This is a genomic window from Geobacillus sp. YF-1 (assembly GCF_052692335.1).
The window spans coordinates 1,011,072-1,026,911 of sequence record NZ_CP199850.1 but is presented as its reverse complement, the minus strand read 5'-3'; the positions used below and the strand labels follow the sequence as shown (position 1 = coordinate 1,026,911).

Sequence of the window (15,840 nt, the reverse complement as noted above, 5' to 3'; positions counted from 1 at the left end):
CACGCTCGCTTCTTTTTCTTTGCAAACGAAAAAATCCATGCTATAATGCATTTGTTTTATTTTTTAGGTAAAGAGGTGTGAAAACCCATTGTCGCAGCTTGAAACACCGTTGTTTACCGGCTTGTTGGAACACATAAAAAAAAATCCGGTCCAGTTCCATATCCCCGGCCATAAAAAAGGGGCCGGCATGGATCCGGAATTTCGCTCTTTTATCGGAGAAAATGCCTTGGCGATGGATTTGATCAACATCGGTCCGCTCGATGATTTGCACCATCCGCGTGGAATGATCAAGCGGGCCCAAGAGCTCGCCGCCGAAGCGTTCGGGGCCGACTACACGTTTTTCTCCGTGCAAGGAACGAGCGGCGCCATCATGACGATGGTCATGTCGGTCGCCGGGCCGGGCGATAAAATCATCGTGCCGCGCAACGTCCATAAATCCGTGATGTCGGCCATTGTCTTCTCCGGGGCGACGCCGATTTTCATTCATCCGGAAATCGACAAGGAGCTTGGCATTTCCCACGGCATCACGCCGCAAGCGGTGGAAAAAGCGCTCCGCCAGCACCCGGATGCCAAAGGGGTGCTCGTCATCAACCCGACGTACTTCGGCATAGCGGGCGATCTGAAAAAAATCGTTGATATCGCGCACGCCTACGGTGTTCCGGTGCTCGTCGACGAAGCGCACGGCGTGCATATTCATTTTCATGAGCGCTTGCCGCTTTCGGCGATGCAGGCGGGTGCCGATATGGCGGCGACAAGCGTTCACAAACTCGGCGGCTCGCTGACGCAAAGCTCGATTTTAAACGTGCGCGAGGGACTCGTCTCAGCGAAGCACGTACAGGCGATTCTCAGCATGTTGACGACCACATCGACGTCGTATTTGCTGCTTGCTTCGCTCGATGTCGCCCGCAAACAGCTGGCCACCAAAGGCCGGGAGCTCATCGACAACGCCATCCGCCTCGCGGACTGGACGCGGCGACAAATCAATGAAATCCCGTATTTGTACTGCGTCGGCGAGGAGATTTTAGGCACGGAAGCGGTCTACGACTACGACCCGACCAAGCTGATCATTTCCGTCAAAGAGCTCGGATTGACCGGCCATGATGCCGAGCAATGGCTGCGGGAAGCGTTCAACATTGAAGTCGAGCTTTCCGATTTGTACAACATTTTGTGCATCATCACCCCCGGTGACAGCGAGCGCGAGGCCGGCCTTCTCGTGGAAGCGCTCCGCCGCCTATCAGCACAATTCAGCCACCAGGCGGAAGAAGGGGTAAAACCGAAAGTGCTTCTCCCGGACATTCCGGCGCTCGCGTTAACGCCGCGCGACGCCTTTTACGCCGAGACGGAAGTCGTTCCGTTCCGCGAGTCGGCCGGGCGGATTATCGCCGAGTTTGTGATGGTGTATCCGCCAGGCATTCCGATTTTTATTCCGGGCGAAATTATTACGGAAGAAAACTTGAACTATATCGAGACGAATTTAGCCGCCGGTCTCCCTGTCCAAGGCCCGGAAGACGATACGCTGCAAACGTTGCGCGTCATTAAGGAACATAAGCCGATTTGGTAGCCGCCCAGGCCGCGTTCGCCGGCTTGGGCGGTTTTGTTAAATAAACAGCGCGCATGTGCCCCCATCACATGCGCGCTACTTCATTCCTTCCCCCATTTTGTTTGACCGTTTTACTCCCCTTTTTCACCGTCATCGTCATGCCCACAACCATCGCATTGACCGTAAAGCGTAGTCACTTTTTCATCTTCGAAGTACGCAATCGTCGCTTCACATGTTTGGCATACGATCGTGCCCATCCCCAAAACCCCTTTGTGATGATAAATTTCATTGTTGACTTTATAATAATATATCACATTTAGAATGTCAACCCTAATTTGTATGTCACATTTAGAACAATCATCTTCCTTTCAAAACTTTTTCATCAATATTCAGAAAAAATGTGGTACAATCGACGTAAAGAACGAAAGGAGAGGGGCGCATGAAAACAAGCTTGAAACTGAAGGCAGGACAAACTGTCGCGCTCGATGAAGTGAAACAGCTGCTTGAACGCTACCGGGCGGCGCTCGGCAAGACGGGAGAACAGCTAAGCTGGGCGTATGAACAAGCGGCTTTTCCATATACAGTGCATGAGCGCGAAGGAGTGCTGTACTTGCAAGGCGACGGCCGCCTGTATCGAGGGATGGCCGTTTCCGTGCGCACCGCCGGCGAACAATGTTTCATCGACATCGCGCTGCCGCCGGGCGCCACGCACGGAGACAAAGGCAAGGCGAATGAGTTCGGCAGATGGCTGGCCAAAACGCTTGGCGGCGAATGGCATTTGTTTAGCGGCCGGACGATGGTGTTTGACGCCTCATAAACAGGCAGACGGCCGATGAAACGATCGAAGGCATTCATCAAGAAAGTCGGTGAAAAACCGCGGTTTGCCTTGAAGGCTGGTGAAAAAACGGCAGATTCCCTTCATCAGACTGATGAAAAACGGCGAATTCCCTTCATATGCGTGAAAAGCAGCGCCGATGCAACAACGTTTTTCTCGTTGGGAAAGGGCGGGGGTGACGACCGTTCCGCCCCTGCCCTCCGTCACTGCACCGCTTGCCACACCCATTGCTGACCGGCAAAGTACACCGCCGCTGTCCCAATCGTCGTCAATGCTGCCTGGCGCGTCGCCAGACCGAGCCGCCGCGCCAACAAAAAGGCGATATACATAAACACGCATAGCATCACCCCGCGGAAAAACGGCCGATCTCGTCCGGACAGCCACTCAATGATTGAAAAACTGCTCCAAATCATCATCTGCACTAAAAACGCCACATACGCTTTCATCTGATCCCTTCTCCCGCGTTTCTTTACCATAACGATATGAGACAAGGCCACAAAATAGTATGGGAATGGGACAAAAGTGGATCAAAACCGGCTAAAAAACGAAGCGGCTGAGCTTGAACGGTTTCAAGCCCAGCCGCTTTCGGCTTATTTTGTGACAATATGAATCGGCGTGCCAAGCGCCACTTCCGCCGCTTCCATGGCGATTTCACCGAGCGTCGGGTGGGCGTGGATCGTCAAGGCGATGTCTTCAGCCGTCATGCCGGCTTCAATCGCCAGCCCAAGCTCGGCGATCATGTCCGAAGCGTTCGGGCCGACGATTTGTGCACCGATGACGACGCCGTCTTCTTTGCGAACGACCAGTTTCACGAAGCCCTCGGTATCGTTGAGCGACAAGGCGCGGCCGTTGGCGGCAAACGGGAACTTCGCCGCGATGACATCGATGCCTTCCTCTTTCGCTTGCTGCTCAAAGTAACCAACCGAGGCGCATTCCGGATCGGAGAAGACGACCGCCGGAATCGCGACGTAATCGACCGCCGACGGGTGGCCGGCGATCGCTTCCGCCGCCACTTTTCCTTCATACGACGCTTTATGGGCGAGCGCCGGTCCCGGAACGATGTCGCCGATGGCAAAAATGTTCGGCACGCTGGTGCGGCATTGGTCGTCCACTTCAATCAAGCCGCGCTCGGTCATTTTGACGCCAATTTGTTCAAGGCCGAGCTCGTCAGTGTTCGGACGGCGGCCGACCGTCACCAGCACGTAGTCCGCGTCAACCGTTTTCGTTTCACCGTTGGCTTCGTACGTGACCGTTACGCCGTCTGCGCGCTCTTCCGCCCCTTTGGCGAGCGCGTTCGTGACCACGTCGACGCCTTTTTTCTGCAAACGGCGCTTAATGATGCTGACCATTTGCTTTTCAAAGCCGGATAAAATTTCCCCGGCCCCTTCTAAAATCGTCACTTTCGCCCCGAAGTTGGCGTAGGCGGTGCCAAGTTCGATGCCGATGTAGCCGCCGCCGATGACGACAAGCGATTTCGGGATTTCCCCGAGGTTGAGCGCTCCGGTCGAATCGAGGATGCGGTTGGAAAACTTGAAGTTCGGTAGCTCAATCGGGCGCGAGCCGGTCGCGATAATGGCGTTTTTAAACGTGTACGTCTGCGCGCTGTCGCCGTTGACGACACGCACCGTGTTGGCGTCGACGAAATACGCTTCCCCTTTGACAATCTCGACCTTGTTGCCTTTCAGCAAGCCTTCTACGCCGCTTGTCAGTTTTTTGACGACGCTTGCTTTCCATTCCTGCACTTTGGCGAAATCGACCGTGACGTTTTCCGCCTTAATGCCGATCTCTTCGGAATGTTTCGCTTGCTCATACCGGTGACCGGCCGAGATCAACGCCTTTGACGGAATGCAGCCGACGTTTAAGCAGACGCCGCCTAAATTCCCTTTTTCGACAATCGTCACTTTTTGCCCGAGCTGCGCGGCGCGAATGGCGGCCACATAACCGCCAGGGCCGGCGCCGACAACGAGCGTTTCCGTTTCAATTGCAAAATCGCCAACTACCATCGTTTTACGCCTCCATTAATAAGAGTTCTGGGTCGCTTAACAGCTGTTTGATATGGTTGAGCGCCTTCTGCGCCGTCGCCCCATCGATCATCCGATGGTCGAAGCTGAGCGAGAGCGCCAAGACCGGTGCGGCGACAATTTCCCCGTCGCGGACGATCGGTTTTTCCGCGATGCGGCCGATGCCGAGAATCGCCACTTCCGGATGGTTGATGACCGGAGTGAACCATTGCCCGCCGGCCGAGCCGATGTTCGTGATCGTGCACGAGGCGCCTTTCATTTCATTTGGCGCCAGCTTGCCGTCGCGCGCTTTTTCCGCGAGTTCGTTGATTTCCTTCGCCAAGGCGAAAATCGGCTTCCGGTCGGCATGTTTAATGACCGGGACGAGCAAGCCGCGGTCCGTGTCAGCGGCGATGCCGATGTTGTAATAGTGCTTATGGATGATTTCTTCGCTGGCATCGTCAATGGACGTATTGAGCGCCGGATATTCACGCAGCGCGGAAACAAGCGCTTTGACGACGTACGGCAAGAACGTCAGCTTGATTCCTTTGTCCGCCGCGATCGCTTTGAACTTTTTCCGATGAGCAACGAGCTTCGTCACGTCGACTTCGTCCATGAGCGTCACGTGCGGAGCCGTATGTTTCGAATGCACCATCGCTTTGGCGATCGCGCGACGAATGCCGCTCATTTTCTCGCGCGTTTCCGGGAATTCGCCTTCCGGCACAGCCGGTTTCGCCGTTGGCGCTTGCGGCGCTGCTTCCTCTTCCGGCGCTTGCGCTGCCGAAGGAGCTGCAGTTTTGGCGCCGCCGGTGAGGAAGGCGTCAATGTCTTCTTTCAAAACGCGGCCGTTTTTGCCCGTTCCTTGCACAAGCCGGATGTCCACGCCTTTTTCCCGCGCGTATTTGCGCACGGACGGCATCGCGATGACGCGGCGGTTCGGTTCCGCGTCGGCGGCAGCTGAAGCGGCGGTCCCACCGTTTTCCTCTTTCGACACCGTTTCCGCTTTTTCCTCTTTTTTCGTCTCTTCTTCGTGCTCTTGCCCTTTAAACGTCATGTTTTCATATCCGGGCGCATCGAGCGTAATGAGCGTTTGTCCGACCGTCGCCACCGTTCCTTCCGGGACGACGATCTCAAGCACTTTCCCTTTCACCGGGGAGGGAATTTCCACGACCGCCTTGTCGTTTTGCACTTCGCACAATACGTCATCTTCGTTCACTTCATCGCCCGGCTTGACGAACCATTTGACGATCTCGCCTTCATGAATGCCTTCGCCAATGTCCGGCAGCTTAAATTCAAATGCCACTGTAGGTCGACCTCCTATCGTTTGCCGAAAATGAGCGGGGGAGAGCGCTTCGTTCCCCCGGCTTGTCCTGATTAGAAGTTGATCGCTTTTTTCGTCGTCTCGATCACGTCTTTAAAGTTCGGCAGCCACACCGATTCCGCTTGGGCGAACGGATACACCGTATCCGGTGCGGCAACGCGAAGCACCGGCGCTTCAAGGCTTAAAATGGCCCGTTCGTTAATTTCGGCGACCACGTTGGCGGCGATGCCGGCCTGCCGCTGCGCTTCTTGAACGACGATGGCGCGGCCTGTTTTCTCCACCGAACCGATGATCGTTTCAATATCGAGCGGCTGCACGGTGCGCAAGTCGACAACTTCAGCGGAAATGCCTTCCTTCTCTAATTCTGCCGCCGCTTTTAACGATTCATGCACCATGGCCCCGTACGCGATGATCGTAATGTCTTTTCCTTCGCGCTTAATGTCCGCCTTGCCGATCGGAATCGTATACTCGCCCTCCGGCACTTCTTGGCGGAACGAACGGTACAGCTTCAAATGTTCAAGGAAAATGACCGGATCGTTGTCGCGGATCGCCGAAATGAGCAGCCCTTTGGCGTCATACGGCGTCGACGGAATCACGACCTTCAGCCCCGGCTGCTGGGCGACGAGCCCTTCCAAACTGTCCGAGTGCAATTCCGGCGTATGGACGCCGCCGCCGAACGGCGAACGAACCGTAATCGGCATATGGTAGCGGCCGCCGGTGCGGTAGCGGATGCGCGCCATTTGTCCGCAAATCGAATCCATCACTTCATAGACGAAGCCGAAAAACTGAATTTCCGGCACCGGGCGGAATCCTTGCAAGGCCAAGCCGATCGCTAAGCCGCCGATCCCCGATTCAGCCAGCGGCGTATCAAAGACGCGCTCTTCGCCAAATTCCGCTTGCAGGCCTTCCGTGGCCCGAAAGACGCCGCCGTTGACCCCAACGTCTTCCCCAAACACGAGCACGTTCGGATCGTTTTTCAACTCGATGCGCAGCGCATCGGTGATCGCTTGAACCATTGTCATTTGCGCCATGGCTTACTTCGACTCCTTCTCTTTATAAATTTCGTACTGCTCTTTCAAGTTGAACGGCAACTCTTCGTACATGATGCTGATCAAGTCGGTCACTTTTTGTTTCGGCGTCTCATCCGCTTTTTTGATCGCCTCTTTGATGTCCTCTTTCGCCTGCTCGATGACGCGGTTTTCTTCTTCTTCGCTCCACAATCCTTTCGCTTCTAAAAACTTGCGGAAACGCACCAGCGGGTCTTTTTTCGCCCATTCGTTTTCGAGCTCTTTCGAACGATAGCGCGTCGGATCGTCGCCGGACATCGTGTGCGGACCGTAACGGAAGCAAAGCGTTTCGATGAGCGTCGGCCCTTCGCCGTTCACCGCGCGCTCGCGAGCTGCTTTCACCGCCGCGTAAACCGCCAGCACATCCATGCCGTCGACTTGAATGCCCGGAATGCCGGCCGCGACCGCTTTTTGCGCCAACGTTTTGGCGATCGTCTGCTTTTCAACCGGCGTCGAAATGGCAAAGCGGTTGTTTTGCACGACGAAGATGGCCGGCGCTTGAAACGCCCCCGCAAAGTTGATCCCTTCGTAGAAATCGCCTTGCGATGTGCCGCCGTCACCCGTATATGTAATGGCTACCGCTTTTTTGCCCCGCATTTTCAGGCCGAGCGCCACGCCAGCCGCTTGGATGTATTGAGCCCCGATGATGATTTGCGGCGGCAAGACGTTGACACCTTCCGGAATTTGGTTGCCGTGAAAATGACCGCGCGAGAACAAAAACGCTTGATACAGCGGCAGCCCGTGCCAGATGATTTGCGGAACGTCACGATATCCCGGCAAAATGAAATCTTCCTTTTCAAGCGCAAAATGGCTGCCGATTTGGCTCGCCTCTTGTCCGGCAGTCGGCGCGTAAAAGCCGAGGCGGCCTTGGCGGTTCAACGAAATGGAGCGCTGGTCAAGAATGCGCGTATACACCATGCGGCGCATCAGCTCTTTCAGCTGTTCATCGCTTAACTCCGGCATCGCCTCTTCGTTAGTGACTTCGCCTTCTTCATTCAAAATTTGGAACATCGGAAACTGCTCAGCCACTTTTTCGAGCTGCTCCGTGAATCGAAATTGGGAGGTTTTCACACCCATTTTGTTCACCTCTGCCTTTCATCGGTAATTTGGAAATTTGGCTGCATCCATCCATATACTATTACTGTACCCAAACGGAAGAAGAAATAAAAAACAATCACCCGCAGGCGCCCTCGGTCGCAAAACGAGACACCAAACCTGTATTACTGTTTTTTTTGTCCCGACTAATACAACGTGCATTTGCAAGTTTTAGTTTACACGTTCTTTTTCCAACCGTCAACGACTTTGATTTATCGCGATTCTCTTTCTTTTCTATGGATGAATTTGGATAAAAAAACTTCTCGGCCAAAACTGTTATATTACATGAACCAAACCCTGTCTAAGTCCTGTATTATATTTTTCCACAATAGAAGATGCATGATGATTTGTCTAAGAAAATGAAAGCGTTTTCTGATTTTTGTTGCTGAACTTCTTTATTCTCCAATAATGTATCCGTTCCGTTGCATTTTCATTTACGCACGGTGGGCGTTTTGTTAGACTAGACGATAGACAGCGATGCCGAAGACAAGGAGTGAAACGAGCGAATGATCACGATGAAAGATATTATTAAAGAAGGGCATCCGACGCTGCGGAAAGTGGCCGAACCTGTTCCGCTGCCGCCTTCGGAAGAAGATCAGCGCATTTTGCAAAGCTTGCTCGACTATGTGAAAATGAGTCAAGACCCTGAGCTGGCAGCCAAATACGGGCTGCGGCCCGGCATTGGGCTCGCCGCCCCGCAAATCAACGTCTCAAAGCGGATGATCGCCGTCCATGTCACCGATGAAAACGGGACATTGCACAGCTACGCGCTGTTCAATCCGAAAATCGTCAGCCACTCCGTTCAGCAGTGCTACTTGACGACCGGGGAAGGATGCCTGTCGGTCGACCGCGACGTGCCGGGATATGTGCCGCGCTATGCGCGCATCACTGTGACCGGGACGACGATCGACGGCGAAGACGTCACACTGCGCTTGAAAGGGTTGCCGGCGATCGTCTTTCAGCATGAAATCGATCACTTAAACGGCATTATGTTCTATGACCGCATCAATCCCGATGACCCGTTTCAAGTTCCGGACGGGGCGATTCCAATTGGGCGCTAAAAGCCCCCTGTAAATGGCGAGCGGCCCAGCCGAAAAGGCCAAGGCCGCTTTTTATCGGATGAGCTGCAGCTGTTTCAATCCATACCAAATGCCTTCCTGATCGACCGGCTTCGTAACGAAGTCGGCGACCCTTTTCACTTCCTCATGGGCATTGCCCATGGCCACCCCGGTTCCGACGAACGAGAGCATTTCAATGTCATTCAATCCGTCGCCGAACGCATACACATCCTTCTTATCGATCCCGAGCTTTTCGATCATCAGGCGAATGCCTTCCGCCTTCGAGCCTCCTGCTGGCAGCACATCGGTCGAAACGTCGTGCCAACGGACAAAGCGGAATTCCGGATACTGGCGCACATACGGCTGTTCCTCCGCCGCGTGGCAAAACAGCAGCGCTTGATAAATGTCATTGTTTTCATAGTAGAGGGGATCAACAGGCGGATGGGCAAATTTTAAGCTGCCCATGCTGACGTGAATGTGCGGATGGTCGCCGACGCTGGCCCGCATTTCTTCAGCATCCATAAAAACGAGCGGGTGGCCGTTTTCATGAGCGGCGCGGGCCAGCTCTCGAAGCTTCTCGCGGCGAAGCGGCTGTTTGTATAGCACATTCCCTTCAAAAACGACGTACTGACCGTTAAAGCTGACGAACGAATCAATGCCAAGCTGCTTGCGCACGTGCTCAAACATAAACGGCGCTCGCCCTGTGGCAATGGCGACATACACGCCCGATTGCTTCAAGCGCCGGATCGCCTCGATCGTTGACGGCGGCAGCTGTTTTCGTTCGTCAAGCAGCGTCCCATCGATATCGAAAAACACTATTTTTTGATCCATATTCTCTTCCCCTTGCTGAAAATCGATTCTTCATTCGTTTACCGTACTGAAAAAGCGCAAAAATGTCAATCGAAAAGACGCGAGGTTCCATTTTTACCCATGAAAAACAAGCCCTTGTCTACATATCATATATAATAGAACATTTACTTTCGCCACAAAATGAGTACAATAAAAGGTAAGGAGTGATGAAACATGTTGAAAAAGCTGAAAAAAAAGCTGCTTCAACAGTGGAAAGATCTGCTCCGAAAAAAATCAATCGCCTAACCGCTACAACGACAGCCCTTCCGCTTGAAGGGCTTCTTTCCCACTTTGACGAATGAAACGGCCGATGTTCGTCAAAGATGTACATATCGTCGGCCTGTTTTTTTGCTTTTTGCAACAAAACACATGAAAATGGCATTCCATTCCTATATAATAAATAAAGCAACGATTGCACGATAAGGAGAGATTTTGCGATGATTTTCAAAGTGTTTTACCAAGAAAACGCGGACGAGGTGCCCGTAAGAGAAAAAACAAAAACGCTCTATATCGAAGCAGAATCAGAGCGGGAAGTACGCCGAAAGCTCGATGGCCGTTCGATCAACATCGAATATATTCAGCCGTTAGAGGGAGCGCATTTAGACTACGAAAAGAAAAGCCCTAATTTTCAAGTATTGGAGACGTCATCATGAAACTATTGACAGACGAACAAGTTGGCGTTTTTGCCCTCGGCGGACTGGGTGAAATCGGCAAAAATACATACGGCGTACAATTCCAAGATGAAATTATCGTGATTGACGCGGGCATCAAGTTTCCGGAAGATGAGTTGCTCGGCATCGATTACGTCATTCCCGACTATTCGTATTTAGTAAAGCATGCCGACAAGGTGAAAGGGCTGTTCATCACCCACGGGCACGAAGACCACATTGGCGGCATTCCGTACTTGCTCCGGCAGGTGAACATCCCGATTTACGGCGGCAAACTGGCGCTCGGGCTGATTCGCAACAAATTGGAAGAGCACGGGTTGCTGCGCCAAGCAAAGCTTATTGAAATTCGCGAAGACGATGTCATCCGCTTTCAAAAAACGGCCGTTACCTTTTTCCGGACGACACACAGCATTCCGGACAGCTACGGCATCGTCGTCAAAACGCCGGTTGGCCAAATCGTCCATACCGGAGATTTCAAATTCGACTTTACTCCCGTTGGCGAGCCAGCCAACTTGACAAAAATGGCCGAAATCGGGAAAGAAGGCGTTCTTTGCTTATTATCAGACAGCACAAACAGCGAGATTCCGCATTTTACGATGTCCGAACGGCGCGTCGGCGAAAGCATCCACGACATTTTTCGCAAAGTGGAAGGGCGCATCATTTTCGCCACTTTTGCTTCCAACATCCATCGGCTTCAGCAAGTGACGGAAGCGGCTGTCGCCAACAACCGGAAAATCGCCGTCTTCGGCCGCAGCATGGAAGCGGCCATTGAAATCGGACAAGATCTCGGCTACATTAAATGCCCGAAAGGCACGTTCGTCGACGCGAACGAAATCAACCGCCTGCCAGCGCATCGGGTGACGATTTTGTGCACCGGCAGCCAAGGGGAACCGATGGCCGCCTTGTCGCGCATCGCGAGCGGCACGCACCGGCAAATTCAAATCATCCCGGGCGACACAGTCGTCTTTTCTTCATCGCCGATCCCGGGCAACACCGTGAGCGTCAACCGAACGATCAACATGCTGTACCGAGCCGGCGCCGAGGTGATTCATGGGCCGCTCAACGATATCCACACCTCCGGCCACGGCGGACAAGAAGAACAAAAGCTGATGATCCGGTTGATGAAGCCGAAATATTTCATGCCGATCCACGGGGAATACCGGATGCAAAAAATGCACGCCAAGCTCGCCATCGACTGCGGCGTGCCGGAGGAAAACTGCTTTATTATGGACAACGGCGAAGTGCTCGGCATCAGCGACAAAGAAGCGCGCATCGTCGGCAAAATTCCGTCCGGTTCGGTCTACATCGATGGCAGCGGCGTCGGCGACATCGGCAACATCGTCTTGCGCGACCGCCGCATTTTGTCAGAGGAAGGGCTCGTGATCGTCGTCGTCAGCATCAACATGAAAGACTTTAAAATCGCCGCCGGCCCTGATATTATCTCTCGCGGCTTCGTCTATATGCGCGAATCAGGCGATTTGATCAACGAAGCGCAGGCGCTTATTGCCAAACATCTCGCGAAAGTGCTCGAACGAAAAACGAACCAATGGTCGGAAATTAAAAATGAAATTACCGAAACGCTTGCCCCGTTCTTATACGAGCGGACAAAACGGCGGCCGATGATTTTGCCGATCATCATGGAAATCTAACAGGTTGGCGAAAAATCGCCGTTTCCCTTGATCGTTGATTGTAGCGGGGGAGGCAACAACGGTTTCTCTTGAGAAACGATGCCGAGAAGCGGTTAGGCGAGTCAATCGCCAGCCTCCTAAAAAAGGATTGTGGCATCCGCCGACTACTTTCAGATCAATATCGAAAAATAGAAAAGCAAGTGGAGAGAACGAATCGTTTTTCTCCACTTGCTTCATTATTAGGGACTGATCGGACAGCCCTTTTTTCGCTGCCGACGTCTCCGATTCACCGTCACCCGACGACTTCTTCCTCAAATCGGTCGATGTCGCTGTCGGAGCCGATCACAACCAACACATCGCCTTTGCGGATGATTTCCGAGGCGAGCGGCGACACGATAACGCTCGCCCCGCGCTTGATGGCGACGATGTTGATGCCGTAGCGGGCGCGGATGTCAAGTTCCAAGAGCGAATGACCGTCAAGCCGTTGGCTCGCCACGATCTCGACGATGCTATATTGATCAGAGAGCTCCAAATAATCCAACACGTTGTTGGAAATCAAATTATGGGCAATCCGTTCGCCCATATCCCGCTCCGGGTGCACGATTTGATCGGCACCGATTTTTTTCAGCACTTTCTCATGATAGTCATTGGTCGCCTTGACGGTAATATGATGGACACCGAGCTCTTTTAAAATGAGCGTCGTTAAAATGCTCGCCTGAATGTTGTCGCCGATCGCGACAATGACGTGATCAAAGTTGCGGATCCCTAAGCTTTTCAGCACGTTTTCATCGGTCGTATCACCGACGACGGCGTGCGAAGCGATGGATGCAAACTCGTTCACCCGATCCTCATCAATGTCGATGGCGAGCACTTCCATTCCTTGTTCGCTCAATGTACGGCAAATGCTTCCGCCAAAACGCCCGAGTCCGATGACGGCAAATTGTTTCTTTTTCATCGTTTCTCCTCCATCGTTCGTCAATTCATCGTTCTTCGCTCCTATTGTACCAAAAAATGCGGCCACTGACTGCTGTTTCCGCCTCTTCGGTAGGGGGTGAAAGACCATCCTCTTGGTCGCCAGAAGTCAAAACCGCCATGCGTCCGCACTGACAACGAGGCAAAATCAAGGCGAACTAGGAGTCCGGTGATTTCGGGCAAAATACTGCTGAATTCCCCCCATTTCTCAATGAGAGAAACCTTACAAAATCAGCTCTCCTTTCCGTGAAAATGCCGTCCTGACGCGGATTTTCATCCCCGGGTGGAGGGCAAACCATTGCCCATGGATCATGCCGCCAATTGGTGTGACAGCGGTTTTTCACCAGCCTTCTAGACGGTTGGTGAAAAACATTGGTTTCCTTTAGTTGACGAAAAAAGTTTGCATTGTTGTAAGGCTTTTTTATTTGAGAAACAATGCTGGAAAGCAGTTGCGCGAGTAAATCGCCGGCCTTCTAGGTGTCGAGAGCCTAGCCGCTTGGCGCACAAAAAACCGGGCTGTCAGCGCGCCTAGCCCGGTTTTTGGATCATCAACGAAGTTTTTCTTCAACTTTTTGGCAAATCTCTTCCGCGCTGAGCCCGCTCGCTTCCACCACCGGGCCGGACGTGACCGCGTTTTGCATGCCGGCAACGTTTGCATCCAAACCGGTAATGACGCAGCAGTCGCAACCTTTTGCGTCTTGCTCCCCACGGAGCGGCACAACGTCATGCCCTCGTTCTCTCAACGCTTCTTGCACATCGGTCAGCGATGGCTCAACACCAATTTTCGCCATCCCACTCCACCTCCTCACCCATAATGTGCCTTGTCAGAGGTGGAACTATACTTCTGAATTCCCCTTCCAGGAAAAATAGTCGATCAAAAACGCAATCGCGCGGTCGATCGCTTCCTCGTTCGGAGCGAGTTTGGCATGGTGCAGCCCGTATGGCGACTCAACGCCGAGCCAAAACATAAACCCCGGGATGTCGGCCAGCATGTAGCCGAAATCTTCGCCAGTCATCGCCTCTTTGCAACTGATGACATTCACGCCGCCGTGCGCCGCAGCAAACTTCATAAATTCCGCTGTCAGCTCCGGATCGTTGTACACTTGATGGTACATCGCCCCGTAATCAATAGCGGCTTCACATTCGTACGCGACTTCAACGCCGTGCACGATCGCTTCAATCCGCCGTTTCACCTTCTGCATCGCCGCGGCCGACAGCGTCCGAATCGTTCCCTCGAGCCGAGCGCGCTCGGCGATGACGTTTTGCACCGTCCCGCCGGTAATTTTTCCGATCGTAATGACCGCGCTGTCAAGCGGGTCGACGTTGCGGGCGACAATCGACTGCAGCTGCGTCACCAACGCGCAAGCGGCGACGACCATGTCATTCGCCAAATGCGGAAACGCCGCGTGGCCGCCTTTTCCCTTCAAGTCGATAAACAGCTCCGACGTATTGGCAAACAGCAGCCCTTCTTTCGTTGCGATCGTGCCGACCGGATATTCCGGGGCAATATGCAGGGCAAGGATCATATCCGGCTTCCATTCCTGCATGATGTCGCTTTCGATCATCGGCTTGGCTCCGCCCGGCCCTTCCTCCGCCGGCTGGAAAATAAACAGCAAGTCATCTTGAATTGGATGATGAGCAAAATGGGTGAGCACGCCAAGGGCGATGCTCATATGGACATCGTGGCCGCACGCATGCATGCAGCCGTCATGCGTCGACCGATACGGCAAGCCCGTCTCCTCGCGAATCGGCAGCCCATCCATATCGGCGCGATAGCCGATCGTTTTGCGCGGTGACGTTCCGTTGACTTTGACAAAAATTCCGGTTTTCCACGTCCGGACTTGAAGCCGCTCTTGTGGCAACGATTGGATATAACGCAGCAAATAATGCTGCGTCTTAACCTCCTGAAACCCAAGCTCCGGGATTTGATGCAAGTCGCGGCGAATGGCGACAAATCGGCTGATCGCTTCCATCTTCTTCTCCTCCATGGGAAAAAAGCTGTCCTCGTCAAGGGACAGCCTTTCGTGTGATTACAATTGGCGAAGCTCCTGTTTCATCTCCGTTTTCGCCCGCGTTTGCTCGTCAATTTGCTTAATGACGCGCGCCGGCACGCCGGCGACCACCGTATACGGCGGCACATCTTCGACGACGACCGCGCCCGCAGCGACGACCGCCCCTTTGCCGACGGTGACGCCTTCTAAAATGACGGCGTTCGCCCCGACAAGCACATCATCTTCAATGACAACCGGCTTGGCCGATGGCGGCTCGATCACGCCCGCCAACACCGCACCAGCACCGATATGGCAGTTTTTCCCGACCGTCGCCCGGCCGCCAAGCACGGCGTTCATGTCGATCATCGTTCCTTCGCCGACGACGGCGCCGATGTTGATCACCGCTCCCATCATAATGACAGCGTTGTCGCCGATTTCGACATGGTCGCGGATGATCGCGCCCGGCTCGATGCGCGCCTTAATGCCTTTCAAATCCAAGAGCGGAATGGCCGAGTTGCGGCGGTCGTTTTCGACGACATAGTCTTCGATTTTGTCTTGATTCGCCTCGATGGCGGCTTGAATGTCTTGCCATTCGCCAAACACGATGCCGACGTTGCCGGTCATAAACGTTTTCGCGCTTGGGCCGAAATCGATGCCATCAAGCTCTCCTTTTATGTATACCTTCACAGGCGTGGATTTTTTGCTGTTTTGAATAAACGAAATGATTTCATTGGCGTCCATCATCTTCATGGGCGACATCCTCCTTTGCAGCTGTATTCTTTTTTACTTTAGCAAACGAGAGTTCATCGTGACAAG

The 15,840-nt window shown here is 53.4% G+C and carries 17 protein-coding genes; 6 read left to right on the top strand and 11 right to left on the bottom strand.

The features are described from left to right. The first annotated feature begins 88 nt into the window (after positions 1-88). On the top strand, positions 89-1,561 hold the full coding sequence (locus ACTVIM_RS05170; protein ID WP_445613887.1) for an aminotransferase class I/II-fold pyridoxal phosphate-dependent enzyme: 1,473 nt from the start codon (positions 89-91) through the stop codon (positions 1,559-1,561). A 110-nt stretch (positions 1,562-1,671) separates the two neighbouring features. On the opposite strand, the gene ACTVIM_RS05165 is transcribed toward ACTVIM_RS05170, so the two are convergent. Beyond that, entirely contained in the window at positions 1,672-1,797 is a 126-nt protein-coding gene (locus tag ACTVIM_RS05165) for a GapA-binding peptide SR1P (RefSeq protein ID WP_033022116.1), read from the bottom strand. A gap of 182 nt (positions 1,798-1,979) precedes the next feature. Here ACTVIM_RS05165 and ACTVIM_RS05160 point away from each other — a divergent pair, with 182 nt between their 5' ends. Continuing rightward, on the top strand, positions 1,980-2,357 hold the full coding sequence (locus ACTVIM_RS05160) for a DUF1885 family protein (protein WP_033022115.1): 378 nt from the start codon (positions 1,980-1,982) through the stop codon (positions 2,355-2,357). A 221-nt stretch (positions 2,358-2,578) separates the two neighbouring features. Here the strand turns inward: ACTVIM_RS05160 and ACTVIM_RS05155 are convergent, their stop codons facing one another. The 5 genes from ACTVIM_RS05155 to pdhA form a co-directional block, all read right to left on the bottom strand. Then, positions 2,579-2,821, bottom strand: coding sequence for a hypothetical protein (locus tag ACTVIM_RS05155; RefSeq protein WP_033022113.1), 243 nt, complete (start codon positions 2,819-2,821; stop codon positions 2,579-2,581). Between the two features lie 144 nt (positions 2,822-2,965). Continuing rightward, positions 2,966-4,378 (bottom strand): dihydrolipoyl dehydrogenase, encoded by a 1,413-nt coding sequence (gene lpdA / locus ACTVIM_RS05150; protein WP_445613886.1) that lies wholly within the window; start codon positions 4,376-4,378, stop codon positions 2,966-2,968. A gap of 4 nt (positions 4,379-4,382) precedes the next feature. After that, positions 4,383-5,678, bottom strand: coding sequence for a dihydrolipoamide acetyltransferase family protein (locus tag ACTVIM_RS05145; protein WP_445613885.1), 1,296 nt, complete (start codon positions 5,676-5,678; stop codon positions 4,383-4,385). Between the two features lie 71 nt (positions 5,679-5,749). Continuing rightward, the gene (gene pdhB / locus ACTVIM_RS05140; RefSeq protein ID WP_445613884.1) at positions 5,750-6,727 is read right to left on the bottom strand and encodes a pyruvate dehydrogenase complex E1 component subunit beta; all 978 of its coding nucleotides are present in this window, start codon (positions 6,725-6,727) and stop codon (positions 5,750-5,752) included. Positions 6,728-6,730: 3 nt separating this feature from the next. Next, a complete protein-coding gene (pdhA, locus tag ACTVIM_RS05135) occupies positions 6,731-7,840 on the bottom strand; it encodes a pyruvate dehydrogenase (acetyl-transferring) E1 component subunit alpha (protein WP_445613883.1) in 1,110 nt (369 codons plus the stop codon). Between the two features lie 524 nt (positions 7,841-8,364). On the opposite strand from pdhA, the gene def reads away from it, so the two are divergent. Continuing rightward, positions 8,365-8,919, top strand: a complete 555-nt coding sequence (gene def / locus ACTVIM_RS05130) for a peptide deformylase (protein WP_033022102.1) — start codon at positions 8,365-8,367, stop codon at positions 8,917-8,919. 51 nt (positions 8,920-8,970) lie between these two features. Here def and ACTVIM_RS05125 read toward each other — a convergent pair whose 3' ends face one another. After that, the gene (locus ACTVIM_RS05125) at positions 8,971-9,747 is read right to left on the bottom strand and encodes a Cof-type HAD-IIB family hydrolase (protein ID WP_033022099.1); all 777 of its coding nucleotides are present in this window, start codon (positions 9,745-9,747) and stop codon (positions 8,971-8,973) included. Between the two features lie 185 nt (positions 9,748-9,932). Between ACTVIM_RS05125 and ACTVIM_RS05120 the strand changes: the two genes are divergently transcribed. From ACTVIM_RS05120 to rnjA, 3 genes are all read left to right on the top strand, one after another. After that, entirely contained in the window at positions 9,933-10,067 is a 135-nt protein-coding gene (locus ACTVIM_RS05120; protein ID WP_268746098.1) for a hypothetical protein, read from the top strand. A 135-nt stretch (positions 10,068-10,202) separates the two neighbouring features. After that, a complete protein-coding gene (locus ACTVIM_RS05115; RefSeq protein ID WP_033022097.1) occupies positions 10,203-10,418 on the top strand; it encodes a DNA-dependent RNA polymerase subunit epsilon in 216 nt (71 codons plus the stop codon). Further along, positions 10,415-12,082: a ribonuclease J1 gene (rnjA, locus tag ACTVIM_RS05110; protein WP_033022095.1), complete on the top strand. Its 1,668-nt coding sequence runs from the start codon at positions 10,415-10,417 to the stop codon at positions 12,080-12,082. Before ACTVIM_RS05115 ends, rnjA begins: the two co-directional genes overlap by 4 nt. Before the next feature lie 271 nt (positions 12,083-12,353). Here the strand turns inward: rnjA and ACTVIM_RS05105 are convergent, their stop codons facing one another. The 4 genes from ACTVIM_RS05105 to dapD all read right to left on the bottom strand — a co-directional run bounded on the left by ACTVIM_RS05105 (position 12,354) and on the right by dapD (position 15,774). Beyond that, positions 12,354-13,016 (bottom strand): potassium channel family protein, encoded by a 663-nt coding sequence (locus ACTVIM_RS05105; RefSeq protein ID WP_033022093.1) that lies wholly within the window; start codon positions 13,014-13,016, stop codon positions 12,354-12,356. Positions 13,017-13,581: 565 nt separating this feature from the next. Further along, positions 13,582-13,824 carry a YkuS family protein gene (locus ACTVIM_RS05100; RefSeq protein WP_033022091.1) on the bottom strand — a complete coding sequence of 81 codons (243 nt, stop codon included), beginning with the start codon at positions 13,822-13,824 and terminating at the stop codon, positions 13,582-13,584. A gap of 45 nt (positions 13,825-13,869) precedes the next feature. Next, the gene (locus tag ACTVIM_RS05095; protein WP_445613882.1) at positions 13,870-15,006 is read right to left on the bottom strand and encodes an N-acetyldiaminopimelate deacetylase; all 1,137 of its coding nucleotides are present in this window, start codon (positions 15,004-15,006) and stop codon (positions 13,870-13,872) included. Positions 15,007-15,063: 57 nt separating this feature from the next. Continuing rightward, entirely contained in the window at positions 15,064-15,774 is a 711-nt protein-coding gene (gene dapD / locus ACTVIM_RS05090; protein ID WP_033022086.1) for a 2,3,4,5-tetrahydropyridine-2,6-dicarboxylate N-acetyltransferase, read from the bottom strand. Between the last annotated feature and the right edge of the window lie 66 nt (positions 15,775-15,840).